General features: G+C 70.2%; 24 protein-coding genes. 21 read left to right on the plus strand and 3 right to left on the minus strand.

Annotation, left to right across the window (positions count from 1 at the left end):
- Window positions 1–146 precede the first annotated feature (146 nt).
- The 17 genes from ABT115_RS03695 to der all read left to right on the plus strand — a co-directional run bounded on the left by ABT115_RS03695 (window position 147) and on the right by der (window position 17752).
- The gene (locus tag ABT115_RS03695) at window positions 147–773 is read left to right on the plus strand and encodes an NUDIX domain-containing protein (protein WP_351783657.1); all 627 of its coding nucleotides are present in this window, start codon (window positions 147–149) and stop codon (window positions 771–773) included.
- A 220-nt stretch (window positions 774–993) separates the two neighbouring features.
- Complete coding sequence (locus ABT115_RS03700) at window positions 994–3054, plus strand: tetratricopeptide repeat protein (protein WP_351783659.1); 2061 nt, start codon at window positions 994–996, stop codon at window positions 3052–3054.
- A gap of 143 nt (window positions 3055–3197) precedes the next feature.
- Entirely contained in the window at window positions 3198–4313 is a 1116-nt protein-coding gene (gene ald, locus ABT115_RS03705; RefSeq protein WP_351784037.1) for an alanine dehydrogenase, read from the plus strand.
- Between the two features lie 398 nt (window positions 4314–4711).
- Window positions 4712–5830 (plus strand): ParA family protein, encoded by a 1119-nt coding sequence (locus ABT115_RS03710; RefSeq protein ID WP_351783661.1) that lies wholly within the window; start codon window positions 4712–4714, stop codon window positions 5828–5830.
- Window positions 5827–6429 carry a hypothetical protein gene (locus tag ABT115_RS03715; protein ID WP_351784039.1) on the plus strand — a complete coding sequence of 201 codons (603 nt, stop codon included), beginning with the start codon at window positions 5827–5829 and terminating at the stop codon, window positions 6427–6429. The genes ABT115_RS03710 and ABT115_RS03715 overlap by 4 nt, the downstream gene beginning before the upstream one ends.
- A gap of 102 nt (window positions 6430–6531) precedes the next feature.
- The gene (locus ABT115_RS03720) at window positions 6532–7605 is read left to right on the plus strand and encodes a segregation and condensation protein A (RefSeq protein ID WP_351783663.1); all 1074 of its coding nucleotides are present in this window, start codon (window positions 6532–6534) and stop codon (window positions 7603–7605) included.
- Window positions 7602–8249: an SMC-Scp complex subunit ScpB gene (gene scpB / locus ABT115_RS03725; RefSeq protein WP_351783665.1), complete on the plus strand. Its 648-nt coding sequence runs from the start codon at window positions 7602–7604 to the stop codon at window positions 8247–8249. Before ABT115_RS03720 ends, scpB begins: the two co-directional genes overlap by 4 nt.
- Window positions 8249–9355: a pseudouridine synthase gene (locus tag ABT115_RS03730; RefSeq protein ID WP_351783667.1), complete on the plus strand. Its 1107-nt coding sequence runs from the start codon at window positions 8249–8251 to the stop codon at window positions 9353–9355. The genes scpB and ABT115_RS03730 overlap by 1 nt, the downstream gene beginning before the upstream one ends.
- A 127-nt stretch (window positions 9356–9482) precedes the next feature.
- On the plus strand, window positions 9483–10181 hold the full coding sequence (gene pnuC, locus ABT115_RS03735; RefSeq protein ID WP_351783669.1) for a nicotinamide riboside transporter PnuC: 699 nt from the start codon (window positions 9483–9485) through the stop codon (window positions 10179–10181).
- Between the two features lie 26 nt (window positions 10182–10207).
- On the plus strand, window positions 10208–11287 hold the full coding sequence (locus ABT115_RS03740; RefSeq protein ID WP_351783672.1) for an AAA family ATPase: 1080 nt from the start codon (window positions 10208–10210) through the stop codon (window positions 11285–11287).
- Window positions 11284–12018, plus strand: a complete 735-nt coding sequence (locus ABT115_RS03745; RefSeq protein WP_351783674.1) for an NUDIX hydrolase — start codon at window positions 11284–11286, stop codon at window positions 12016–12018. The genes ABT115_RS03740 and ABT115_RS03745 overlap by 4 nt, the downstream gene beginning before the upstream one ends.
- Entirely contained in the window at window positions 12015–13037 is a 1023-nt protein-coding gene (locus tag ABT115_RS03750) for an ADP-ribosylglycohydrolase family protein (protein WP_351783676.1), read from the plus strand. Before ABT115_RS03745 ends, ABT115_RS03750 begins: the two co-directional genes overlap by 4 nt.
- 240 nt (window positions 13038–13277) lie before the next feature.
- Window positions 13278–13640, plus strand: coding sequence for a chorismate mutase (gene aroH / locus ABT115_RS03755; protein WP_351784041.1), 363 nt, complete (start codon window positions 13278–13280; stop codon window positions 13638–13640).
- A complete protein-coding gene (locus ABT115_RS03760; protein WP_351783678.1) occupies window positions 13637–14722 on the plus strand; it encodes a prephenate dehydrogenase in 1086 nt (361 codons plus the stop codon). The genes aroH and ABT115_RS03760 overlap by 4 nt, the downstream gene beginning before the upstream one ends.
- A gap of 123 nt (window positions 14723–14845) precedes the next feature.
- The gene (gene cmk / locus ABT115_RS03765; RefSeq protein ID WP_351783680.1) at window positions 14846–15562 is read left to right on the plus strand and encodes a (d)CMP kinase; all 717 of its coding nucleotides are present in this window, start codon (window positions 14846–14848) and stop codon (window positions 15560–15562) included.
- Window positions 15559–16230: a lysophospholipid acyltransferase family protein gene (locus tag ABT115_RS03770; RefSeq protein WP_351783682.1), complete on the plus strand. Its 672-nt coding sequence runs from the start codon at window positions 15559–15561 to the stop codon at window positions 16228–16230. Before cmk ends, ABT115_RS03770 begins: the two co-directional genes overlap by 4 nt.
- Window positions 16231–16282: 52 nt before the next feature.
- Entirely contained in the window at window positions 16283–17752 is a 1470-nt protein-coding gene (der, locus tag ABT115_RS03775; protein ID WP_351783684.1) for a ribosome biogenesis GTPase Der, read from the plus strand.
- Window positions 17753–17830: 78 nt separating this feature from the next.
- On the opposite strand, the gene ABT115_RS03780 is transcribed toward der, so the two are convergent.
- Together ABT115_RS03780 and ABT115_RS03785 are read right to left on the minus strand one after the other, a co-directional pair.
- On the minus strand, window positions 17831–18193 hold the full coding sequence (locus tag ABT115_RS03780) for a hypothetical protein (RefSeq protein ID WP_351783686.1): 363 nt from the start codon (window positions 18191–18193) through the stop codon (window positions 17831–17833).
- Window positions 18194–18327: 134 nt separating this feature from the next.
- Window positions 18328–19119 (minus strand): DUF8842 C-terminal domain-containing protein, encoded by a 792-nt coding sequence (locus ABT115_RS03785; RefSeq protein ID WP_351784043.1) that lies wholly within the window; start codon window positions 19117–19119, stop codon window positions 18328–18330.
- A 355-nt stretch (window positions 19120–19474) separates the two neighbouring features.
- Between ABT115_RS03785 and ABT115_RS03790 the strand changes: the two genes are divergently transcribed.
- From ABT115_RS03790 to ABT115_RS03805, 4 genes are all read left to right on the plus strand, one after another.
- Window positions 19475–20758, plus strand: coding sequence for a glycosyltransferase family 4 protein (locus tag ABT115_RS03790; protein ID WP_351783688.1), 1284 nt, complete (start codon window positions 19475–19477; stop codon window positions 20756–20758).
- Window positions 20755–21609, plus strand: a complete 855-nt coding sequence (locus tag ABT115_RS03795; protein WP_351783690.1) for a transferase — start codon at window positions 20755–20757, stop codon at window positions 21607–21609. The genes ABT115_RS03790 and ABT115_RS03795 overlap by 4 nt, the downstream gene beginning before the upstream one ends.
- Before the next feature lie 57 nt (window positions 21610–21666).
- A complete protein-coding gene (locus ABT115_RS03800; RefSeq protein WP_351783692.1) occupies window positions 21667–22626 on the plus strand; it encodes a helix-turn-helix transcriptional regulator in 960 nt (319 codons plus the stop codon).
- A 404-nt stretch (window positions 22627–23030) separates the two neighbouring features.
- On the plus strand, window positions 23031–23246 hold the full coding sequence (locus ABT115_RS03805; RefSeq protein ID WP_351783694.1) for an I78 family peptidase inhibitor: 216 nt from the start codon (window positions 23031–23033) through the stop codon (window positions 23244–23246).
- Window positions 23247–23354: 108 nt separating this feature from the next.
- On the opposite strand, the gene ABT115_RS03810 is transcribed toward ABT115_RS03805, so the two are convergent.
- Window positions 23355–24395 (minus strand): phosphatase PAP2 family protein, encoded by a 1041-nt coding sequence (locus ABT115_RS03810; protein WP_351783696.1) that lies wholly within the window; start codon window positions 24393–24395, stop codon window positions 23355–23357.
- Window positions 24396–24800: the final 405 nt, after the last annotated feature.

Consider the following 24800-nt stretch of genomic DNA (forward strand, 5'->3'; position numbering starts at 1 on the left):
CGCACTACGCAGACGACGACGCGGGAGGCGGAGGCCCCAGGCGCCGCGACCTGCTGCCCATCGTGGGTGAGGCCGTAACGTTGACCGGGGTACGGATCCAGCGAGGATGCGTGCCCCGGCTTCTGTTCTTTTGTGGGAGGACGTAGATGGGTTTCCAGGACACGCCCGAGGAGTGGCAGGTCACCGCGACCGAGACGCCCTTCACCGGCAACAAGACCAGCGTCCGCACCGACGAAGTGGTGATGCCCGACGGCAGGGTCGTGCGTCGTGACTACCAGGTCCATCCGGGCTCGGTCGCGGTGCTCGCGCTCGACGATGAGGGCCGGGTCCTCGTGCTGCGGCAGTACCGCCACCCGGTGCGCCACAAGCTCTGGGAGATCCCGGCCGGACTGCTCGACATCCCCGGCGAGAACCCGCTGCACGCGGCCCAGCGCGAGCTCTACGAGGAGGCGCACGCCAAGGCCGAGGACTGGCGGGTGCTGACCGACGTCTACACCACACCGGGCGGCTGCGACGAAGCCGTACGGATCTTCCTGGCCCGCGACCTCTCCGAGGCTGATGGGGAGCGCTTCGAGGTTTCCGAGGAGGAGGCCGACATGGAGCTGGCCCGGGTGCCGCTCCAGGAGCTGGTACGAGGCGTGCTGGCCGGGGATCTGCACAACAACTGCCTTGTGGTGGGCGTCCTTTCGCTCGCGACGGTGCTCGCCGGTGACGGGATCGAGTCGCTGCGTCCGGCCGAGGCGCCTTGGCCGGCCCGCCCGTTCAAGGACTGACGATTCGTGGCCTGACGGTTGGTAAGGACCGTCCGAGCACCGACTCTCTGCGAGGCCGCTGAACGGTTCACTGCCGTCCTCCGATCGAAAAACATGCTGATCCGATCGTGGGACCTCCACGCCGTGCTCCACAAGAATCGTCCATACGCTTGAACTACGCTCGGAATGCCCGGGCCGGAGTCCCGGCGGGCAATGCGTGCAGCGAAGTGGAGCGTGGCCCGTGACGGATCAGGCGGTGGACACCAGCGGCCCGGCCAAGGCAGCGGGAACCGAGGAGCCGTCCGGCGCCGCCCCACCCCAATTCTTCGGCCGCGACCGCGAGTTGAAGGCACTGCGGTCCGACATCGAACGAGCCGGGCTGGACACCCTGGCCGGTCGCAAGGCCGCCCGCGCCCGGGTCCTGCTGATTGCCGGACGCCCCGGCTCCGGACGCACCGCACTCGCCGGCGAGCTCACCCGCCTACTGCTCGCCACCGGCGACCACCCGGACGGTCTTCTCCGGGCCAGGCTCACCGAACCCGGCGGTGCGCCCGTCCCCACCGAGCGCACCGCCCGCGAGCTGCTCGAGCAGCTGGGCATGACGGGTCCGCCCGGCGCGGACGGGGACGAGCTCTCCGAGATGGTCCGCGAGGAGCTCGCCGGGCGCCGCGCCCTGCTGCTCCTCGATGACGCCGCGGACGCGGAACAGGTCGACCCGCTGCTGCCGGACAACCCCGACTGCCTGGTCGTCGCCACCTCCGAGGGCCCGCTGACCGGTATCCCTGGTGTCCGCCCCTGCACCATCGGCGGCCTGGACGCGGGCTCCGCCGTCCGGCTGCTGTCCCGCATCATCGGCCAGGTCAGGATCACCGTCGACCCGCGGACCGCCGAGACCCTCGCCGAGGAGTGCGCCGGCCTGCCGGCCGCCCTGGTCATGGTCGGCGGCTGGCTCGCCGCTCACCCCATGGCGTCGGTCGCCGATGTCACCAAACGGCTGCGCGAGCTGCCGGACGACACGGAGCAGTCCACCGGCGCCCGCCCGCTGGCCCGCGCCTTCCGGCTGGTCCATGACTCCCTGCCGCCGACCGCCGCCCGGATACTGCGACTGCTCGCCCTCGCCCCCGCCGGGCTCGCCGACGCCCACACCGCATCCGCACTGGCCGGCTGCTCCGTCTCCGCTGCCCGGACGACCCTCGACGACTTCATGGCCCTGGGACTGCTGCGTACCGATGGGGCGGACGAGCCGCAGTACGAGGTGCCCGGCTGTCTCGCCCCGCTGCTGCGGGCGCTGCTGGAGAAGGACCGGCCGGCGGAGATCCAGCTCGCCAGGGCCCGGATGCTGGAGCGGACCGTACGGCTGCTGCAGTCCTGCCGGGCGGTCACCGACCCCGAGGGTTCCGCGGCCCGCCGCAAGCTTGCCGGGCTGCCGCGCTCGCTGCGCTTCCCCACTCCCGATGCGGCAGCCGTTTGGCTGCGGATCCGTCGTCCCGCCCTGCTGGCTTCGGCCAGGCTCGCCGTCGAGGACGGTGAACTCGACACTCTGGCAAGGCGGTTGGTGGCAGCGCTGGTGCGGGCGCTGGCCGTGCACCAGGGCACCGAGGCGGCCGCGCCCGAGCTGTACGGGCTGCACGGTCTGGTTCTGGCCGTTGCCGAGCGGCGCGAGCTGCCGCGCGAACAGGCCGCCGCGCTGCTCAACCTCGCCGACCTCGATGCCAGGACCGGCCGTACGCGGGAGGCGCTGACCCGCTACCGGGCCGCGCTGGACGCCGGACGGGCCGCGAAGGATCCCTACGCCACCGGCCGCGCGATGGAATCCGTAGGCGGCGCCTACGCCGAGCTGGGGGACTTCCAGCGGGCCTCCGACTGGTACGGCCGGGCGCTGGCGCAGCGGCTCACCCAGGGCGAGCGGGCCGACGAGGCGCGGTTGTACGGGCGGCTGGGTGCCGTCCACACCTATGCCGGGCGGTACGGCGAGGCGCTGCGGAACTGGCGGGCCGCCGCGGCCGGGTACCGCAGGCTCGGCGATGTGCCGGCCCAGGCGCGGGCGCTGAGCGAAGCGGCCCGGGTGCAGGAGTACGCGGGCCGGCCGCGCGAGGCGCTGCACACCTGCCAGGAGGCCGTTCAGTGGGCCATGCGGGCCGGGGACGTACGGCTGCACGCGGCGCTGGAGCTCCGGCTGGCCGACACGCTCGAGAGGCTCGGAGACCCGGCTGCGGCCCGGCTGCACCGCGGCCTGGCCGACAGATTGCTGGGAAAGGAGGGTGCGACCTGCGAAATCCGTAGTGCAGTGACTGAAAATTAATGCTTTGTAAGGCTAGACAGCGCGAATCCCTTCATTAGACTGGCTTTGCCGCGTGCGTTCGCGGTGTCTCCATTTACGCAGTGTCTATCCGGGTATGTGTAGCTATGTCCGGGTAACCCTCTGAACCAAGGACCGTGATCGACGTGAAGGTCGGTATCCCCCGCGAAGTCAAGAACAACGAGTTCCGCGTGGCGATCACGCCCGCCGGTGTGAACGAGCTCGTACGCCACGGCCACCAGGTCGTCGTCGAGGAGAACGCCGGGGCCGGCTCCTCCATCACGGACGAGGAGTACGTCGCCGCCGGGGCGCAGATCCTCTCCACCGCCGACGAGGTCTGGGCCACCGCCGACCTGCTGCTCAAGGTCAAGGAGCCGGTCGCCGAGGAGTACCACCGCCTCCGCAAGGACCAGACGCTCTTCACCTACCTGCACCTCGCCGCCTCCCGCGAGTGCACGGACGCGCTGCTGGAGTCGGGCACCACCTCCATCGCGTACGAGACGGTCGAGACCGCGAACCGCGCGCTGCCCCTGCTCGCCCCGATGTCCGAGGTCGCGGGCCGGCTGGCCCCGCAGGTCGGCGCCTATCACCTGATGCGCTCGGTCGGCGGCCGCGGCGTGCTGCCGGGCGGCGTCCCGGGTACCGCGCCCGCCGAGGCCGTCGTCATCGGTGGCGGCGTCTCCGGCTGGAACGCCACGCAGATCGCCGTCGGTCTGGGCTTCCATGTCACGCTGCTCGACAAGGACATCAACAAGCTGCGCGAGGCCGACAAGGTCTTCGGCACCAAGGTGAAGACGGTCGTCTCCAACGCCTTCGAGCTGGAGAAGGCCGTCCTCGAGGCCGACCTCGTCGTCGGCGCCGTGCTCATCCCGGGCGCGAAGGCCCCGAAGCTGGTCACCAATGAGCTCGTCGCCAAGATGAAGCCCGGAAGTGTACTTGTCGACATTGCAATCGATCAGGGTGGTTGCTTCGAGGACTCGCACCCGACGACGCACGCCGAGCCGACCTTCAAGGTCCACAACTCGGTCTTCTACTGCGTCGCCAACATGCCGGGCGCAGTGCCGAACACCTCCACGTACGCCCTCACCAACGCCACGCTGCCGTACATCCTGGAGCTCGCCAACCGTGGCTGGGTCGAGGCGCTGCGCCGTGACGCCGCACTCGCCAAGGGCCTCAACACCCATGACGGGCAGGTCGTTTACCGCCAGGTGGCCGAGGCCCACGGCCTGGAGCACGTCGAGCTGAGCTCGCTTCTCGGCTGACGGTTCCCCCACAACCAAAGGGTGTGGGAGGCGCCCCTTCATCTCCCGTCAACCCCGTGCGTCCGGCCGGGCCTTGCTCAGCAGGGTCCGGCCGGACGCATGCCGGGCCCTGTGAGGTCCCCGTTCAACTCGTCTCGAACGTAACCCTTCAACCGATTCGTGCCCCGTTAAAAGTGTTCCCTGGTGGCCGCGTGCCCTTGACAGGGAGGTGTTCGATTGCCGACACATCGGGCCGGGTCCGGCGGATTGTGTTGCTGCGGAGCGGTGACACGCCATAGAGTCGCCAATCGTCGGCATGGTGCCACGCTGACCTATCGATAAGTTTCCTGGTCACGTCCAAGGAGGTAAGACGACTTGTGAATGAGTCGACATTTACTCCCGGGGGTTTTCAACCAGGGATGCCTGCACGGGGCCAGAGCCCGAACGGGCTGGAGACTGTCGGCTCCGTCGCTGTCCGCACCTTCGCCACCCACCAGCACATGACGACAGCCCCCCAGATGATGGACGGCCTACACGTGAACGCCATGGCCGGCAACGAGAGTGGCCGAGAGACCGCCCACTTCGCCGACTTCGACGAGGTGCCCCAGGGGCACTTCTACGACCCCGACGCCGAGTACGAGCCCGATCCGGAGTACGCGGCCACCCTCGCGCCCGACGCTGCCCGCCAGCGCCGCGAGCGGATCGGCCCGACCGGTCGGCCCCTGCCCTACTTCCCGATCCCGGGCCCGCTGACCGATCACGGTCCCGCGAAGATCATCGCGATGTGCAACCAGAAGGGCGGCGTCGGCAAGACCACGTCGACCATCAACCTGGGTGCCGCACTTGCGGAGTACGGGCGCCGCGTCCTGCTCGTCGACTTCGACCCGCAGGGAGCCCTGTCGGTCGGACTCGGCGTCAACCCGATGGAGCTCGACCTCACGGTCTACAACCTGCTCATGGAGCGGGGCATGTCGGCCGACGAGGTCCTGCTGAAGACCGCGGTCCCGAACATGGACCTGCTGCCCAGCAACATCGACCTGTCGGCTGCCGAGGTGCAGCTGGTGAGCGAGGTGGCCCGGGAGTCCACGCTGCAGCGCGCCCTGAAGCCGCTGATGGCCGACTACGACTACATCGTGATCGACTGTCAGCCCTCGCTGGGCTTGCTCACCGTGAACGCCCTGACGGCGGCTCACAAGGTGATAGTGCCGCTCGAGTGCGAATTCTTCGCGCTGCGAGGTGTGGCGTTGCTCACCGAGACCATCGAGAAGGTCCAGGAGCGGCTCAACCCGGATCTGGAGCTCGACGGCATCCTCGCCACCATGTACGACTCCCGTACGGTGCACAGCCGCGAGGTCCTCGCGCGCGTCGTCGAGGCCTTCGACGATCACGTCTACCACACGGTCATCGGACGCACGGTGCGCTTCCCCGAGACCACGGTCGCCGGTGAGCCCATCACCACGTACGCCTCCAACTCGGTCGGTGCCGCCGCCTATCGCCAGCTCGCCAGGGAGGTGCTCGCCCGGTGTCACGCCGAGTGAGTCTGCCCGGGGCCGACGAACTGTTCCGTACCACCGGGGGGATGGGACTGCAGGCCTCGTCCCCCGCGGACCGGCGACGCAAGGCGAACGGCGAGGCCCAGGTGCCCGGTCCGGCAGGGGAGAGCGATCCCACGGCCGACGGGTCCGGGGCGGGCGCGGCGGCTGCGGCCCCTTCGCGGGAGGAGCACTCCGCTGCGGACGCCGACGCGGGGGAATCGCGCAGCCGCGGCGGTGACGGTGGCCGGGTCGCGGGGGCAGCGCAGTCGGGACGCAGGCCTCAGCGGCCCTCGTCGTCCGCGCAGGAGGCGGTTCCCGCCCCTGCTCCCGCCCCTGCCGTTCAGCAGCAGCGCGGGCGCGGAGGCGGACGCGGAGCGAACCGGCGGCCCAGCGGCCGTGAGCGCCACGACGAGAAGATCACCGTCTATGTCTCGGCCGAGGAACTGATGGACCTCGAACACGCCCGTCTCGTGCTCCGCGGGGAGCACGGGCTCGCGGTCGACCGCGGGCGGATCGTCCGCGAGGCGGTCGCGGTGGTTCTCGCGGACCTGGAGTCGCGGGGCGACGCGAGCATCCTCGTGCGGCGGCTGCGCGGCCGCTGACCGGTGGGGCGCCGGTAGCCTGCCCGGAGTGCCGCCGCGCAGTCCGGACCTTCCCGTACGGACCACTGCCCGCCGCCCGTATCCCGCAGCCCCTGGACCTTCATGCCGATGACCGACGAGCCCGCCCGTACCCCTCGCCGCCCCTTGGGGCGCGGCCCGGGCGGTCGGTCTGCGCCGGGGCCTGCGGGGGACGAGGGCATCGACGGTGAATCCGTCACTCCGCCTCTTCCCGAAGCCGCGGAAGCGTCCCCGGACCTGTCGGTGGCCGATGCGACAGCGTCCGCCGGGCCCGCCGCCCTCGAGGTGCCCGCAACGCCCCCCGAGTCCGCCGTACCGACAACACCCGGCCCGCCCCCCGAGCCCGCCGACGACGGGCGGTTCACTGTTCGGCTGGCGAACTTCGAGGGACCGTTCGATCTGCTTCTGCAGCTCATCTCCAAGCACAAGCTGGATGTGACCGAGGTCGCGCTGTCCAAGGTCACCGACGAGTTCATGGCGCACATCCGCGCCATGGGGCCGGACTGGGATCTGGATCAGACCACCGAGTTCCTCGTCGTCGCCGCGACCCTGCTCGATCTGAAGGCCGCCCGGCTGCTGCCCGCCGCCGAGGTGGAGGACGAGGCGGATCTGGCACTGCTCGAAGCGCGGGACCTGCTCTTCGCCCGGCTGCTCCAGTACCGCGCGTACAAACGCATCGCGGAGATCTTCAGCGACCGGCTGGAGTCGGAGAGCAGGCGTCTTCCGCGGACCGTGGGGCTGGAGCCGCACCATGCCGAGCTGCTGCCCGAGGTCGTCATCAGCATCGGGGCCGAGGGGTTCGCCAAGCTGGCAGTGAAGGCGATGCAGCCGAAGCCCGAGCCGCAGGTGTACGTCGACCATATCCACGCGCCGCTGGTCAGCGTGCGGGAACAGGCGGAGATCGTGGTGGCGCGGCTGCGGGAGGCGGGGGAGATCAGTTTCCGGATGCTCACCGAGGATGCCCAGGACACCCTCACCGTTGTCGCCAGGTTCCTCGCGCTGCTGGAACTGTACCGGGAGAAGGCCGTCGCGCTCGACCAGGACGAGGCGCTCGGGGAGCTCCTGGTGCACTGGGCCGGGGGAGACGGGGCCGAGCCCGTCGTGACGGACGAGTTCGACACCGAGACGCAGGACGTCGCCGAGGATGTGAAGGCATGAGTCAGCAGTCCCCCACCGGATCCACCGTCGCAGATCTTGATCTCAAGCCCGCCCTGGAGGCGGTCCTGATGGTCGTCGACGAGCCTGCCACCGAGGAGCACCTCGCCAAGGTGCTGGAGCGGCCCCGCAGAGCCGTCGCCGACGCGCTGCGCGAGCTGGCCGACGAGTACACCGTGCAGCGCCGCGGCTTCGACCTGAGGCTGGTGGCCGGCGGCTGGCGCTTCTACACCCGCCCGCAGTACGCGGCGGCCGTCGAGCGCTTCGTCCTGGACGGCCAGCAGGCCCGTCTCACACAGGCCGCCCTGGAGACCCTGGCGGTGGTCGCGTACCGCCAGCCCGTCAGCCGGTCGAGGGTCTCCGCGGTCCGCGGAGTGAACTGTGACGGGGTCATGCGGACCCTGCTGCAGAGGGGCCTCGTCGAGGAAGCGGGCGCGGAACCCGAAACAGGTGCGATCCTGTACAGGACGACGAACTACTTTCTGGAGCGGATGGGCCTGCGTGGCCTGGATGAGCTCCCGGAGCTCGCGCCCTTCCTTCCCGAGGCGGACGCGATCGAGGCTGAGACGCTAGAGGGTGTGCCGTCGTTCGATCCGGACGCACCGGACACCCCGGATACTCACGCAGACGACAAGACGGAATTTTGATGCGAAGCAGTGGCAGGAACAGCGGAAGCGGCAGCGGCAAGAGCGGCGGCAACCGGAACCCCCGGGGTGCCGGCGCCGGGCGCGACGGCAAGCAGGAGCAGCGTCCCCGCCGGCCCCGGCCCGAGGAGCGCCGCTACGAAGTGGGCTCCACCGGAGAGAAGAGCGGCGAGGGCCCCCGCAAGGGCCGCGGCACGGCGGCCCGCGGCGGCGCCAAGGGCGGCCCGAGGCCCGCGCAGGCAGGCAGCAGCAGGAGCGGTGGCCCGCGCCGTCAGGGCGCCCCGTCCCGTCCGCGTGAGCTCGACGCCAAGATCGAGCAGCGCAACCGGGACAGGTACGCCGACAAGCCCGTCATCAGGACACCCAGGACCCACCCGGGCGCCGAGCAGGAGGGCGAGCGGCTGCAGAAGGTCCTCGCCCGGGCCGGCATGGGCTCGCGCCGGGCGTGCGAGGAGCTGATCGAGCAGGCCCGCGTCGAGGTCAACGGCAAGATCGTCGTCGAGCAGGGCATGCGCGTCGATGTGCACAAGGACGAGATCAAGGTCGACGGTCTCACCGTCGCCGCCCAGTCGTACCTCTTCTTCGCACTGAACAAGCCCGCCGGTGTCGTCTCCTCCATGGAGGATCCGGACGGCCGCCAGTGTCTCGGCGACTACGTCACCAACCGTGAGACGCGGCTCTTCCACGTCGGCCGGCTGGACACCGAGACCGAGGGCATCATCATGCTCACCAACCACGGTGAGCTGGCCCACCGCCTGACCCACCCCAAGTACGGGGTGAAGAAGACCTACCTGGCTGCCATCCAGGGGCCGCTCCCGCGCGACCTGGGCAAGCGGCTCAAGGACGGTATCCAGCTGGAGGACGGGTACGCCCGCGCCGACCACTTCCGGGTCGTCGAGAACACCGGCAAGAACTACCTGGTCGAGGTGACCCTCCATGAGGGCCGCAAGCACATCGTCCGCCGGATGCTGGCCGAGGCCGGCTTCCCGGTCGAGCGGCTCGTCCGGACGTCCTTCGGGCCGATCCCGCTGGGCGACCAGAAGTCCGGCTGGCTGCGCCGCCTCACCAACAGCGAGGTGGGGATGCTGATGCGCGAGGTCGGTCTGTAACCCGCCTCCGTCCACTCCACGGCCCGCGGTCGGTTCCTGTCTTCGAATTTCGAACAGGAATCGGCCGCGGGCCTTTTGCTGTGGCCGTTCCGCCTTTATAGTCAGTGTGACTATTAAGGAGGCGGGAGTGAGTCTCGCGGATTTCCTCGATCCACTGCAGCAACCCCTGGTGACCGTCCTCGGTACCCCGGTCAGCTGGACCGAGGTGCTCGGCTTCGGCAGCGGGGCGCTGTGTGTCTGGCTCGTGGCCCGCCAGCACCTCGCCAACTGGCCGATCGGCATCGCCAACAACCTCTTCTTCATCCTGCTGTTCACCCAGTCCGGTCTGTACGCCGACGCCGGCCTCCAGATCGTCTTCATCGCCCTTGCCGCGTACGGCTGGTGGACCTGGACCCACGGGGGTGGACCAGGATCACCGGACCTGCCGGTGCGGCGCACCACGCGCACCGAATGGGCCTGCCTGCTCGCGGCAGGGGCGATGGGGACCTTTGCCCTCACCGTCCTGCTCGACCGCGCCACCGACTCGACCGTGCCCTTCTGGGACGCCCTGACGACCGCGCTGTCCCTGACGGCGACGTACGGACAGTGCAGGAAGCTCGTCGAGTCGTGGTGGCTCTGGATCGCCGCCGATGTGGTGTACATCCCGCTGTACGCGTACAAGGAGCTCTATCTGACCTCCCTGCTCTACGTCGGTTTCCTGACGCTGTGCCTGATCGGCCTGCGTAACTGGAAGCGCGATCTCGACGCGCGGCCGCTTCGGCCCGTGGAGGTGGCGGCACCCGGGTACGGGGCCGGCGTGGGCCGGGGGCGTGGGGGGTCGCTGTGAGCGGTTGGTTTCCACGAGCCGACGGCATGAAGCGCTTCGCGCACGGACTCGTCCTCGGCAAGTTCTACCCGCCGCACGCCGGCCACCACCACCTCGTCCGCACCGCGCGGGACCGCTGCGAGCGGCTGACCGTCCTGGTCTGCGCCGCCTCCGTCGAGTCCGTACCGCTCGCCGACCGGGTGGCCTGGATGCGGGAGGTGCACCCGGACGTACGGGTTGTGGGCGCCGTCGACGACATCCGCATGGATCTCCACGACCCGGTGATCTGGGACGCGCACATGGCCGTCTTCACCGCGGCTGTGCCCGAGCCGGTGGACGCCGTCTTCACCTCGGAGTCGTACGGGGAGGAACTGGCTCGCCGGTTCGGTGCCGAATCCGTCTGCGTCGACCCCGACCGCACGGTCTTCCCGGTCTCCGGTACTGCCGTCCGCAAGGACCCGGTGGGCTGCTGGGACTTCCTCGAACCACCCGTACGGGCCGCGCTCACCCGCCGGATCGTCGTCCTCGGCGCGGAATCCACCGGTACCACGACGATGGCCCTCGCCCTCACCGACCACTACCGGCGGCGCGGCGGCGTCTGGGCACAGACCCGTTACGTCGCCGAGTACGGGCGGGAGTTCAGCGAACAGAAGCTGGCCGCGCTGCGCGCCCGGTGGCCCGGGGCCCAGTGGGAGGACGTCGCCTTCACCAGCGACGACTTCCCGCAGATCGCCCAGGCGCAGAACGCCAAGGAGGAGGCGGCCGCGCGCACCGGGTCGCCGGTGCTCTTCTGTGACACCGACTCCTTCGCGACCACCGTCTGGCACGAGCGGTACGTCGGCGGACGCAATCCGCTCGTCGAGGAGACCGCCGACCGCATCGCCCACCATCTGTGGCTGCTCACCGACCACGAGGGCGTCGCCTTCGAGGACGACGGGCTGCGCGACGGCGAGGAGCTCCGGCCCTGGATGACCGACCGCTTCCGGGCCGAACTCACCCGTACCGGAAGGAAGTTCATCGAGCTCACCGGAACCCACCAGGAACGCCTGGCCACCGCGGTCGCCGCCGTCGACACCCTGCTCGCCGCCGGCTGGAACTTCGCCGCACCCCTCCCGGAGCACCGATGAGCGCCGGTGTCCCCGCAGGCTACGACCCGTACGCCTTCGAACCCTTCGCGGTCACCGTCGACCTCGCCGTCTTCACGGTCCGCGACACCCGGCTGCACGTCCTGCTCGTCGAACGGGGCGAGGACCCCTACAAGGGCCAGTGGGCGCTGCCCGGCGGCTTCGTACTGCCCCGTGAGTCCGCCGAGGACGCCGCCCGCCGGGAGCTCGCCGAGGAGACCGGGCTCACCGAGGACACCGTCTGCGCCCTCCACCTGGAACAGCTGCGCACCTACAGCGATCCCGACCGCGACCCGAGGATGCGGGTCGTCTCCGTCGCCTATGCCGCACTCGTACCCGACCTGCCCGAACCGCGCGGCGGCGGCGACGCGGCCAACGCCCAGTGGTGGGACGCCGGACCCCCCGGCCTCCTCGCCTTCGACCACGACCGCATCCTCGCCGACGCACATGACCGGATCGGCGCCAAACTCGAATACAGCTGTCTGGCCACTGCCTTCTGCCCGCCCGAGTTCACCCTGGGGGAACTCCAGCAGGTGTACGAGACGGTCTGGGGCGTCGAGTTGGACCGCCCCAACTTCCGGCGCAAGGTCCTCACCACGCCCGGCTTCGTCCAGGCCGTCGAGGGATCACCGCGCCGCACCGGCGGACGGGGGAAACCGGCCGCGCTCTACCGGGCGGGTGCTGCCACCGCCCTGCACCCTCCACTCCTGAGACCGGAAGGAAGAACCACGTGATCGTGACCAGGACCATCACCAAACAGGCCGCCACCGGCGCACTGACCGGGCTCGCGCTCGGCGATGCACTGGGCTTCCCGACCGAGTTCAACAACGTGCCGTCGATCCTCGCCAAGTGCGGGCCCTGGCACCAGATGCGGCTGCCGAAGCCGGCGATCGTCACCGATGACACCCAGATGACGCTGGCCCTGGGGCGGGGCATCCGTACCGCCATGGACCGCGGGCTGCTCACCCCGCTGCGGCTGGTCCGCCCGGTGCGCGAGGAGTTCGTCGACTGGTACCACTCGCCCGACAACAACCGTGCCCCCGGCCGCACCTGCATGACCGCCTGCCGCCTGCTCGACAGCGACCGCCTCTGGCAGGAGGCCAGCCAGACCGGCTCCAAGGGCTGCGGCGCCAACATGCGGGTCGCGCCGGTCGGACTCGTGCCCGGACTGAGCGACGAACAGCGCTCCGGCGCCGCCCAGTTGCAGGCGGCGCTCACCCACGGCCACCCGACCGCGCTCGCCGCGTCGGACCTGACGGCCCGCACGGTGTACCTGCTGGCGCAGGGAGCGGAGCCGATGGCCCTGATCGGACAGTTGCGCAGCTACGCGTACGAGAACAGCAGCCGCTACCTCACGCGCTGGCTCGGCGACCTCTGGCGGTACGCGGGCGACTCCTCCCCGGAGCAGTACATCCAGCGCGGCTGGGACGAATGCCTCACCGCCCTGGCCCGCGTCCAGGACGCCCTGCGCGACCCGTCCCCGGAGACCGACCCCTGCGAAACCACCGGCGACGGCTGGATCGCGGAGGAGGCCCTCGCCACTGCCCTGCACTGCTTTCTGCTCTTTCCCGAAGAACCCGTCACCGCCCTGCGCCGCGCCGCCTGCACCCGGGGCGATTCGGACTCCCTCGGCTGCCTGACCGGCGCGCTCGCCGGGGCGCACCTGGGGGCGGGGGCCTGGCCCAAGGAGTGGTCGGAGCGGATCGAGTACCGGAGCGATCTGCTGTCGCTGGGGGCGCTCTGGGACGCTTGATCCATGAGTACGGAGACGATGCGCGCAGCGCCCCGTACGGCCGGACGTCCGCCTCCAAGGGCCGGCGCGCAGGGCCGTGGGCCCATCACGTGTGGTCGCGCACGCGAGCCTCGGGGTCAGGGGTGATCACGCGGGTGAGGCTGCGTGAGCGAGAATGTGCTGCACCGGAGGCTGATCGCGCAGAAAGATCACGCAGGCGGACAGCAGGCGCGACACGTACGAAAGAGCGAGGAGCACGACGTGGCGGTACGAGCGGTCCGTGGAGCCGTCCAGCTGGACCAGGACGAGGCCGGACACATGGGCGAGCGGGTCAGCGCCCTGCTCACCGCAGTCCTGGAGCGCAACAGCCTCGTCACGGACGACCTGATCAGCATCTGGTTCACGGCCACCCCCGATCTGCACAGTGACTTCCCGGCCGCCGCAGCGCGCGGGATCGGTATCGTCGACGTACCGCTGATCTGTGCCCAGGAACTGGACGTCGTGGGGGCCATGCCCCGTGTGGTGCGCATCCTCGCGCACGTCGAGACGTACCTGCCCAAGTCCGAGATCGCGCACGTGTACCTCGGCGCCACCGCCGCCCTTCGCAAGGACATCGCCCAGTGAGAACCGCCCTCGTCATCGGAACGGGCCTCGTCGGCACTTCCGCAGCCCTCGCTCTGACCGGGCGCGGCATCCATGTCCACCTCGTCGACCGCGACCCCGAATCGGCCCGCACCGCGGCCGCGCTCGGTGCCGGCACGGACGAGGCACCCGAGGACCGCGTCGACCTGGCGGTCATCGCCGTGCCGCCCGCACATGTGGCCTCGGTGCTGGCCACCGCCATGCGGGACGGCGTGGCCCGCGGCTACCTGGACGTCGCCAGCGTGAAGGGCGGCCCGCGCCGCGAACTGGAGGCCCGCGGCGTCGACCTCGCGCCCTACATCGGTACGCACCCCATGGCCGGCAAGGAGCGTTCGGGCCCCCTCGCCGCCACCGCGGACCTCTTCGAGGGCCGCCCGTGGGTCCTCACCCCGACCCGTGACACCGACACCGAGGTCCTCAACCTTGCCCTGGAACTGGTCGCGCTCTGCCGCGCCGTACCGGTCGTCATGGACGCCGACGCGCACGACCGGGCCGTTGCCCTGGTCTCCCACACCCCGCAGCTGATCTCGTCGATGGTCGCCGCCCGCCTGGAGGAGGCCGACGAGTCCGCTGTGCGCCTCTGCGGTCAGGGCATCAGGGACGTCACCCGGATCGCCGCCTCCGACCCCCGGATGTGGGTGGAGATCCTCTCCGCCAACCCAGGCCCGGTCGCCGACGTCCTGGCCGGGGTCGCCGCCGATCTGGACGAGACGGTACGGGCGCTGCGTGGTCTGCAGTCCGGTGACGACGACAGGCGCCGCGAAGGCACCGAAGGCATCGAGGACGTGTTGCGCCGCGGCAACGCGGGCCGGGTCCGGGTCCCCGGCAAGCACGGGACGGCCCCCGCCTCGTACGAGATCGTGTCCGTGCTCATCAGCGACCGGCCGGGCGAACTGGCTGGGATCTTCGCCGACGCCAACCGGGCCGGGGTCAACGTCGAGGACGTCCGGATCGAGCATGCCACCGGGCAGCAGGCGGGCCTGGTCCAGCTGATGGTCGAGCCGAGCGCGGCCCCCGAACTGAGCGCGGCACTGCGCGACCGGGGCTGGTCGCTACGCCAGTAGGCGCGGGGCGTCGGGGCCGGGAGGCGGTTGTCCACAGGGGTGCAGAGGCCCGCTCCGACACTCGGTAACCTTGTGCGGGGCGGGTTCGCGCGCCCCCGTCCCGCCCACCCGTGTACCAGGAAGGTGTCCACCACCGTGGAAACCGCAAGCGCCGCCGCCCGAATGGCCAGGGCCGCAGTGATCGTCGCCATCGACGGGCCCTCCGGCACCGGAAAGTCGAGCACGTCCAAGGCCGTCGCCGCGCAGCTCGGCCTGAGCTACCTGGACACCGGCGCCCAGTACCGGGCGATCACCTGGTGGATGCTGAACAACGGCATCGACGTGCAGGACGCGATGAAGGTGGCGACCGCTGCCGCCAAGCCGGTCATCGTCTCCGGTACGGACCCGGCCGCCCCGACGATCACTGTCGACGGCGAGGACGCCTCGGGCCCGATCCGTACCCAGGAGGTCACCTCCAAGGTCAGCGCCGTCAGCGCGGTCCCCGAGGTCCGCGCCCGGATCACCGAGCTGCAGCGCACCATCGCCGCCGCGGCCGAGCGGGGCATAGTGGTCGAGGGCCGTGACATCGGCACCACGGTGCTGCCCGATGCCGACCTGAAGATCTTCCTCACCGCATCGCCGGAGGCGCGCGCCGCCCGCCGTAGCGGAGAGGTCAAGGGCTCCGATATCGCAGCCACCAAGGAAGCACTGATCAAGCGTGACGCGGCCGATTCCGGCCGCAAGACCTCCCCGCTGGCCAAGGCGGACGACGCCGTCGAGGTGGACACCACCGAGCTGACCCTCCAGCAGGTCATCGAGTGCGTCGTCACCCTCGTCGAGGAGAAGTGGGCCGCGCAGTGACCCAAGCCACGGGCTCGCCCACGCTGCGCGGCGCAGCGGTCGGGCGCGGGATCGGCATCGGGCTGATGTATGGGCTGTGGAAGCCCCGCGTCCTCGGTGCGTGGCGGGTTCCCGCCCGCGGACCCGTCATACTCGCGGTGAACCACTCCCACAACATCGACGGTCCGATGCTGATGGGCACCGCGCCCCGGCCCGTCCACTTCCTGATCAAGAAAGAGGCGTTCGTCGGCCCCCTCGACCCGTTCCTGCGCGGAATCGGTCAGCTGAAGGTGGACCGTACGACCGCCGACCGCACCGCCGTCACCCACGCCCTCGGCGTGCTGGAGAACGGCGGGGTGCTCGGGATCTTCCCCGAGGGCACCAGGGGTGACGGAGACTTCGCCGCCCTGCGTGCCGGGCTCGCATACTTCGCGGTACGCAGCGGGGCGCCGATCGTGCCCGTGGCCGTACTGGGAAGCACCGAGCGCCGCGGACGGTTGATATCGGCACTGCCGCCGTTGCGCAGCCGGGTCGATGTCGTGTTCGGCGATGCTTTTGACGCGGGCGACGGAAGTGGCCGGCGCACGCGCAAGGCGCTGGACGAGGCGACGGTACGGATCCAGGGGCGGCTGACCGCCCACCTGGAGGAGGCCAGGCGTTTCACCGGGCGCCAGGTAAGACTTGAGTAGTGGGCCGCGTGGTTGTGGCCCATCGATGATGATGCAAAGAGGAACGGACTTCATGAACGACCAGATTCACTCCGACGGCTCGGACCACGAGCACGGAGCGCTTGGCGACGCCGAGTACGCGGAGTTCATGGAGCTCGCCGCGGAGGAGGGTTTCGACGCCGAAGTGGTCGAGGGCGCGATCGATGAGGCAGGTCACGGACCGCTTCCCGTGCTCGCCGTCGTCGGCCGCCCCAATGTCGGCAAGTCGACGCTGGTGAACCGGATCATCGGTCGCCGTGAGGCGGTCGTCGAGGACAAGCCCGGCGTCACCCGCGACCGCGTCACCTACGAGGCCGAGTGGGCGGGCCGCCGCTTCAAGGTCGTCGACACCGGCGGCTGGGAGCAGGATGTGCTCGGCATCGACGCCTCCGTCGCCGCCCAGGCCGAGTACGCGATCGAGGCCGCCGACGCGGTGGTCTTCGTCGTCGACTCGACCGTCGGCGCGACCGACACCGACGAAGCCGTCGTCAAGCTGCTGCGCCGGGCCGACAAGCCCGTCGTGCTGTGCGCCAACAAGGTCGACGGGCAGAGCGGCGAGGCGGACGCCACCGCGCTCTGGTCGCTGGGTCTCGGCGAGCCGCACCCGGTCTCCTCGCTGCACGGCCGCGGCACCGGCGACCTGCTCGACGCCGTGCTCGACGCACTTCCCGAGGCCCCGGCGCAGCGCTTCGGCACCGCGATCGGCGGCCCGCGCCGGATCGCGCTCATCGGCCGTCCGAACGTCGGCAAGTCCTCGCTGCTCAACAAGGTGGCGAACGAGGAGCGCGTCGTCGTCAACGAGCTCGCGGGCACCACCCGTGACCCGGTGGACGAGCTGATCGAGCTCGGCGGCATCACCTGGAAGTTCATCGACACGGCCGGCATCCGCCGCCGCGTCCACCTCCAGGAGGGTGCGGACTACTATGCCTCGCTGCGTACCGCCGCCGCCGTGGAGAAGGCCGAGGTCGCCGTCGTCCTGATCGACGCCAGCGAGTCGATCAGCGTCCAGGACCAGCGCATCATCACCATGGCTGTGGAGGCCGGGCGCGCCCTGGTGATCGCGTACAACAAGTGGGACACGCTCGACGAGGAGCGCCGCTACTACCTGGAGCGCGAGATCGAGACGGAGCTCGCGCAGATCGCGTGGGCCCCGCGGGTCAACGTCTCCGCCGTCACCGGCAGGCACATGGAGAAGCTGGTCCCGGCGATCGAGACCGCCCTCGCCGGTTGGGAGACCCGCGTCCCCACTGGCCGGCTGAACGCCTTCCTCGGTGAGATCGTCGCATCCCACCCGCACCCCGTCCGCGGCGGCAAGCAGCCCCGCATCCTCTTCGGCACCCAGGCGGGCACCAAGCCGCCGCGCTTCGTGCTGTTCTCCTCGGGCTTCCTGGAGCACGGCTACCGACGTTTCGTCGAGCGTCGGCTGCGTGAGGAGTTCGGCTTCGAGGGCACCCCGATCCACATCTCGGTGCGGGTCCGTGAGAAGCGTGGCCGCAACAAGTAGTACGCAAGGCCCCATGACGGAGCCCCGGACCATTTCGGATACGAAACGGACCGGGGCTCCCTCATGAGGCGAGGCCCCTCACGATTCCGATCCCGGGGGCAGTGCCGCAGGCTGGGCCCGCCCGGAGTGCCGGCCCACCCGCTGCCAGGAGCTGAGGCTGCCGGTGTGTGTGCTTGGGGCGCTGCCGTGTCCGGTGGCCCCGTTGTCTACGGACAGCCCCGTGGCGAGACCGGAGAGACCTGAGAGACCGGAGAAGCCGGAGTGGCTGCTGAGCGGTACGCGGCTGCCGAGGCGTCCGGTTCCGAAGGCCACGAAGCCGAGATTCTCCTCGCCGCTACGATCACCCGGCAGCGCCCGGAACGAACGGCGGTACTCGGAGTACAGCGCGTCGTAGATCGGGGTGGGGGACTGGCTGCCCGAAGGATCCTGCGGGGGACGCATGGCAGGGATCGGGCGGCGCTGGTGGGAGGAGTCGTATGTGTGCACGTATGTGCCAACGACCCTGCTGTCCGTCGGATGCGGGCCCGGCGGAGAAATAGCTGTTCGCCGCAGGTGCGAGGAGCCGACGGCCATGATCAGGTCCCGGCCAGCGGCATTGCCGCGGCGACCAGGAGCCCGCCGGCGGCGGCCCTGTCCAGAGCGTCGCGCAGCAGGTCCTCGCGGGGCTGCTGGCCGATCGCCCCCACCGGGGCGGCGTAGACGAGTACGGTCTGCGACTTGTTGGCCGCGGTCCGCCAGCCCTCGGTGACCTGGAGCGGTGCATGCGCCTGCCACCAGGCGACCGGGGCACCGCCGCCGGTGCCCGGCTGGAGCACGGCGTGCAACTGGCCCATGGCGAGCAGGATCGACCAGCCGTGCAGCACCGCGGGCATCTGGTCCATCCGGTGTACCGGGTGGAAGCCCTGCTCCAGCAGCAGCTGGAGGAATTCGTCGCCCCGGCTGCCGTCCGTGCCCGGGCGGGCGATCGCGCCGGTCGGCTCGACGACGAGGGCCGGGTGGAGCTCGTCGTCGATCAGGACGAGGCCGCTGGTGATCCCGAGGACGGCCTGTTCGGGGCTGAGGCCCTCAGGGCGCTCAGGGTGCTCCGTGTCGCTGCCGGTGATGCTGCGTACGGCGCCCTGCAACTGCTCCTCGGCGACCTGGACGACCTGCGAGGGGATGCAGGTCGCGTGGGCGAAGGCGAGGACAGCGGTTTCGTCGCCGACGAAGAGCACCGTGCTGGTGCGTTCCTGTTCCAAGTCGCCGGGGGTGCGGCAGGAGGTGCAGTCGTAACTGCCTGGGGTGTTGTCGCCGATGAGCAGCCGGTCGGCTTCGGCGTCGCCGATCTCGGCGCGTACGTCCTCGCTGACGTCGAGCATGCGCGGCACGGGTGGCTCCTCGAACTCGGTGCGTGCGCCGGGCGGTTCCCGGCTCATGCAGAAGACAACGGGCGAGCTGCGGCCGGGGTCACGCGAGAAAGGGAACGTAATCGAACCGTCCGACGCAGAGGGTGAATCTCAGGACCCGAGGGGCCGATTGCGATGCGTTTCTCCTGATCGGCCGTACGGCATGTGGTCGACTCAGCCATGGACCGGTTCGCCGATACGTCGATAAATCGGGAAAACAGGTAAGCGTGAGGATGGCTGAATCTGGCCCATGCCCGGAGGAACCGCCAACCGGTCTGTGTCGTCATGGCAAATGGTGTTCGCCACTGATCAGCCGAACCGGGAGATATGGCGTTTCATGCACATTTCTTTCCTGCTCCACAACGCCTATGGAGTCGGGGGCACGATCCGTACGACCTTCAATCTCGCCGGGGCGCTGGCCGGGCACCATGACGTCGAGATCGTGTCGGTCTTCCGGCACCGTGACGTCCCCGCGCTGGGTGCCCCCGAGGGTGTGCGCCTGAGCCACCTCGTCGACCTGCGGAAGAAGAGCCCGGACTACGACGGCGACGCGGCCGAACACGCCCGTCCCGCAGCCGTGTTCCCGCGCGGCGACAGCAGGTACCGCCAGTACAGCAGGCTGACCGACACGCGAGTGGCGAGCCATCTGCGTTCCCTGGAAGCGGATGTCGTGGTCGGCACCCGACCCGGGCTCAATGTGCAGATCAGCAGGCAGGCCCGGCGCGGTCCGGTCCGGATCGGGCAGGAACACCTCACCCTCGACAGCCACAGCTACCGGCTGCGCCGCGAGTTGGGGCATCGCTACGCTCTGCTCGACGCGATCACCACCGTCACCGAGGCCGACGCCCGCGCCTACCGGACCGGGCTCAAGCTGCCCGGCGTACGGATCGAGTCCATTCCCAACAGTGTGCCCGCGCCGAAAATCGCGCCCGCCGACGGTGACAGCAAGTGGGTGATTGCCGCAGGCCGGTTGCACAAGGTCAAGCGGTACGACCTGCTCGTCCGGGCGTTCGCCGACGTGGTCGCCGTCCGCCCGGACTGGCGGCTGCGCATCTACGGTGGCGGCGACGCGACCGGGAACGAACGCCAGGCACTTCTCGCGCTCATCGGTGAACTCGGCCTGCACAACCATGTGTTCCTGATGGGTCCGGTCAACCCGTTGGAGGCCGAGTGGCCCAAGGGGGCGATCGCCGCAGTCACTTCGGACCGCGAGTCCTTCGGGATGACCATCGTCGAGGCGATGCGCTGCGGCCTGCCGGTCGTCGCCACCGACTGTCCGCACGGCCCCCGCGAGATCATCGAGGACGGCACCGACGGACGGCTGGTGCCGGTCGGTGACCCGGCGGCGGTGGCGGGGGCCCTGCTCGGTCTGATCGATGACGACGAAGCACGGCACCGCTCGGGCCGCGCCGCTCTGGTCGCGTCGCAGCGGTTCGACCCCTCACGGATCGCCGAACGCCATGAGCGGCTCTTCACCGAACTCGCCGCCCGGGCCCCGCGCGACCGCTCGCATGGCGCTCTGCGCACCACACTGCACCTCGCCCGCGGCGCCGTGCTGGACGGGGCGTACGCCCTGCGCTACAAGGCCGCCGACGTCATCCGCAAGGGAAAGTCCGCATGACCGTGTCCACAGAGCGACAGACACCACGAGCCGACTGCACCGCAGGCCGCGACGGCGGGATCACCTTCGACCTCGACCTCCCTCGCCGAGAGACCGCAAAGACGCCCGAACTGCTTCTGAGGCTGCGTGGAGCCAAAGGCACGGGCAGCGACGGCGACACCCTGCGACTGCCCCTGAGCCCGCTCGGCGGGGGACGGCTGCGCGCGGTGCTGCCGGGCACCGCGGCGCCCGCCGAAGGCCGCTGGGACGTCTATGTGCGTGAGCCGGGCGCGGATGACGACGGGGCGGTGGCCGTCGAGCCCGGAATCAGGGATGTGCGCCTCCTCATGGACCGCACCCCGGAGACCGGGCGGATCGCGGTCCGTATCCCGTATCCGACCGCCGACGGCCGGCTCGCCGTGCGCTGCTGGATCCGCTCACCGCACGCCGAAGCCGGGCCGGTCACCTTCGACCGGGGCGGGCTGACCGTCGAGGGCACGCTGTACGGGACCCACCTCGGCGACGACGCCCGCGTCGAGGCGCGACTGGTCGCCGCCCCGGACCGGGTCTGCCGGGTGCCGGTCACCGGAAAGGACGACACGTTCTCCTTCACGCTTCCGCTCGACCGACTGGGCACCGGCCCGGTCACCGGGCAGCATCTGTGGACACTCTGGCTGGTCCCCGGGACGGGCACCGGGGGACCAGCCGACGGCGTACGGGTCTCCCGCATCCTCGACGACGTCTGGGACCGCAAGAACAGCTTCGTCTACCCCGGCCGCAACGCTGGAGAGGGCGCCCGCGCCACCCCCTGTTACTCGGCCGACAATGACCTCTGCGTGCGGATCGAACCGGATCCGGCGCAGGCCCGGTAGACCGCCGGTACCCGGTTACGGACGCAGGTTGTCCGCAACCGCTGGCAGACTCGCCCCATGTTGGAGACCTCCGCACGACTGCTGCGCCTTCTCTCACTGCTCCAGGCGCACCGGGACTGGTCGGGCGCAGACCTCGCCGAACGGCTCGGAGTCACCCCGCGGACCGTCCGCCGTGACGTCGGCAAGCTGCGCGAACTGGGCTACCCGGTCAACGCCAGCTCCGGCACCGGCGGCGGATACCAGCTCGGCGCCGGCGCCCAGCTGCCGCCGCTCCTCCTCGACGACGAGGAGGCCGTCGCTGTCGCCGTCGGGTTGCGCACCGCGGCGGGCAACGGCGTCCAGGGCATCGGCGAGGCCTCCGTACGCGCCCTTGCCAAGCTCGAACAGGTGCTGCCGACCCGGCTCCGGCGCCGGGTGAACGCGCTGAACACCTTCACCGTGCCGCTGCTCCGCGGACCCGTCGCGTCCACCGCCGATCCGGGTGTCCTCACCGAACTGGCCGGAGCCTGCCGGGACAGCGAGCGGCTGCGCTTCGAGTACCGGGACCACTCCGGCTCCGTATCGCGCCGTACCGTCGAACCGCACCGGCTGGTGTGCACCGAGCGCCGCTGGTACCTCGTGGCCTGGGACCTGGACCGCGCGGACTGGCGCACGTTCCGCGCGGACCGCATCACCCCCACGCCGCCGCACGGCCCGAGATGCCCCCCCCGCGACGCACCGGCCGAGGATCTGGCCGCCTATGTCTCGAAGGGGATCTCGACCACTGTGTACGCGACGCACGCGCTGATCCGGCTGAAGACCGGGATCGAGCGCGCGGCCGAACGGATCTTGCCGACCTCCGGGGTGCTGGAGGCGGACGGCGCCGACAGCTGTCTGCTGCGCACCGGGGCGGCGAGTCTCGATGTGCTGGTCATACACGTCATGTTGCTGGGGATCGACTTCGAGGTCGTCGAACCGCCAGAGCTCAAGGACGCGATCACGGCGGCCAGGGACCGGCTGTCCCGGGCCCTGGACTGAGCGCTTCCACCGGTGTCCCGATACAGGGACGGTTCGGGTTGTCCGCTATACGGGCGCAGTGGGTGGCCGCGTGGTAAGGATTTTGTGACCAAAAGATAAGGCTGCCATAAGGGAGCGTGAATTCTCGGTGGCATGTCCATTTATGCGGGCTATTCAACGCCGAAATTCCGGTGTTCTATACGGGGTATTCCGTTTTGCTTTCGGTCCTTCCGCATGATCGTTTCTTGGCCTGTGTGATTACTGTGCGTCCGGTCGGGGGACCGCGTGCTCGGGTGGCGTGATTCGAGCGGCCCGCGTGTCGTGATCCTGTGACACAAGTGTGACCGCCGAGGGACGTGAGGATGCCGTGCGGCGGCCGGCGCCCCGGCTTCCGTTGTGGTCCGGGCCCGCCTACGGTGAGAGACATGGCACCCATACCGACTCCTCCCGCCCAGCCCGACGACACACCCGGTGCGTACGTCGGCCTCGCCGTCGACGCGGCTGAACAGCGGGCCCGCCGGCATGGCTGGAACACCGTCAGATCCCTGCCGCCGGGCGCGATCATCACGATGGAGTTCCGGAGCGGACGGATCAACTTCGAGGTGGCCGATGCCGTGGTCACCCGCTGCTGGGTGGGCTGAGGATCCTGCGCCCCGGGCCCCGGGCATGAGTGCAGGCCCCGACCGAAGTCGGGGCCTGCACTGTGCGGGGGATCGGCTGTGCGTACCGGCCCGCTGCTCCAGAGGTGTTCAGCCGCCGGTCATCGGGCGGGCGGTGGTGCCGCCGCGGGGCGTGCGGTCCGCGTGCGGCGGGCGGCGGCTGCCGGCCGGGGTGACCGGGGTCCGCTCCGAGCGCACCAGATGCGACGGATGCGACGGGGGCGCCGGGTGTGCACGCGAGCGGGCGCCCGTGACCGTGCCGGTTGTGGCCGCCGTGTGTCCTCCCGCGGCGACCGGCGTCGGCACGGGGCTCTCCGTCACGGCGTCGCCGCCGTCCAGTTGCGGGCGCGGTACGGTCCGGGGTCCTCCGGCCGCGACGGGCAAGGAGGGAACGGGACGGCTGCGGCCCCGCAGGTTCTCGCGCTGGGCGAAGATCCAGGCCTCGGTCCGGGCGATCAGTGGCTCGACCCAGGGCAGGCCCAGCAGGATCAGCAGCCCGGCGGCCCAGCCCAGCAGGACATCGCTGAGCCAGTGCGTGCCGAGGTAGACGGTGGTGAGTCCGACGCCGAGTGAGACGATCGCCGATACGGCCGACAGATAGCGCCTGGCCCGCGGGGTAGTGGCCAGATAGGCGAGGATTCCCCAGGTCACGACCGCGTTGGCCGTGTGGCCCGACGGAAATATATCGCCGCCGGAGAAGAGCTCCGCGGAGCCGATCTGGGTCGCGTAGTGCGGGCCGAGCCGCCCCAGGCCGATCTTGACCGCGCCGACCGTCGCGTTGAGCAGCAGCAGTGAGGCGCCGAGCATCAGCAGGGGCCGGAGTGTGTGCTGCCGCCAGGAGCGCCAGCCGAGCCAGCAGGCGACCATGGTGGCGGTCGGGCCGCGCTGACCAAGCACGACGTAGTAGTCGAGGAAGGCGTGAATTTCCGGCCACTGTTCATATGGCCGGAAGAGCATGACCTTCCAGTCCAGGGTCACCAGCCAGGAAGAGGTCAGCACGGCAACGACGATGGCGACATAGAACGCCAACGTCCCGCAGAAGAGAGCGATGCGGTGACGGCTCATCCGCGGCGGCTCTATCTTCGGCGGCTCCGGCTCCCGGTCCAGGCGGGCAAAGATGTCGGTACGCACCCACTCGACGTTACAGCGAGTTAGTGCGAGACCAGGTCGATCCGGTCTCTTCGTGATGACGATGTGATGTGGACTTTGTCTCAGCCGGGTCTTAATTCCTGACCCGAAGAAGCGTATCGGCGGGTTTCTGCGCTATTGATTTCGCACTCATTTCGGAAGGGTGCTTGAGTGTGGAAAGAAAAGCGCAGGAGGTGCCGGTATGAATTTCTCCGACCTCACGGAGTGGTAAAACGTACAGTGTTCGTCCGGTTACCGAACGCTAGCGATGAGGGCCCGGCGCGTGCTCCGGCAGTCACGCCGAGTACCTTCTGTGCCGGGTGCGGAGGCCGTCCGTGCAGGTCCGAGCGGGCCGCGGACGGCGGCTCGGCGTGGCGTACGCCACACTCCACGACTCATCGAGGTATG

The sequence above is a fragment of the Streptomyces sp. NPDC001832 genome (assembly GCF_040297265.1).
Taxonomy (GTDB): Bacteria; Actinomycetota; Actinomycetes; order Streptomycetales; family Streptomycetaceae; genus Streptomyces.

What these genes read in the sequence shown, in the direction of transcription:
- ABT115_RS03805 (WP_351783694.1), top strand. Translation starts at nt 23,031, where the DNA reads ATGGCACCCATACCGACTCCTCCCGCCCAGCCCGACGACACACCCGGT.
- ABT115_RS03695 (WP_351783657.1), top strand. Translation starts at nt 147, where the DNA reads ATGGGTTTCCAGGACACGCCCGAGGAGTGGCAGGTCACCGCGACCGAG.
- ABT115_RS03745 (WP_351783674.1), top strand. Translation starts at nt 11,284, where the DNA reads ATGAGCGCCGGTGTCCCCGCAGGCTACGACCCGTACGCCTTCGAACCC.
- ABT115_RS03710 (WP_351783661.1), top strand. Translation starts at nt 4,712, where the DNA reads ATGCCTGCACGGGGCCAGAGCCCGAACGGGCTGGAGACTGTCGGCTCC.
- ABT115_RS03720 (WP_351783663.1), top strand. Translation starts at nt 6,532, where the DNA reads ATGCCGATGACCGACGAGCCCGCCCGTACCCCTCGCCGCCCCTTGGGG.
- ABT115_RS03790 (WP_351783688.1), top strand. Translation starts at nt 19,475, where the DNA reads ATGCACATTTCTTTCCTGCTCCACAACGCCTATGGAGTCGGGGGCACG.
- ABT115_RS03730 (WP_351783667.1), top strand. Translation starts at nt 8,249, where the DNA reads ATGCGAAGCAGTGGCAGGAACAGCGGAAGCGGCAGCGGCAAGAGCGGC.
- ABT115_RS03740 (WP_351783672.1), top strand. Translation starts at nt 10,208, where the DNA reads ATGAAGCGCTTCGCGCACGGACTCGTCCTCGGCAAGTTCTACCCGCCG.
- ABT115_RS03780 (WP_351783686.1), bottom strand. Translation starts at nt 18,193, where the DNA reads ATGCGTCCCCCGCAGGATCCTTCGGGCAGCCAGTCCCCCACCCCGATC.
- scpB (WP_351783665.1), top strand. Translation starts at nt 7,602, where the DNA reads ATGAGTCAGCAGTCCCCCACCGGATCCACCGTCGCAGATCTTGATCTC.
- der (WP_351783684.1), top strand. Translation starts at nt 16,283, where the DNA reads ATGAACGACCAGATTCACTCCGACGGCTCGGACCACGAGCACGGAGCG.
- ABT115_RS03795 (WP_351783690.1), top strand. Translation starts at nt 20,755, where the DNA reads ATGACCGTGTCCACAGAGCGACAGACACCACGAGCCGACTGCACCGCA.
- ABT115_RS03800 (WP_351783692.1), top strand. Translation starts at nt 21,667, where the DNA reads ATGTTGGAGACCTCCGCACGACTGCTGCGCCTTCTCTCACTGCTCCAG.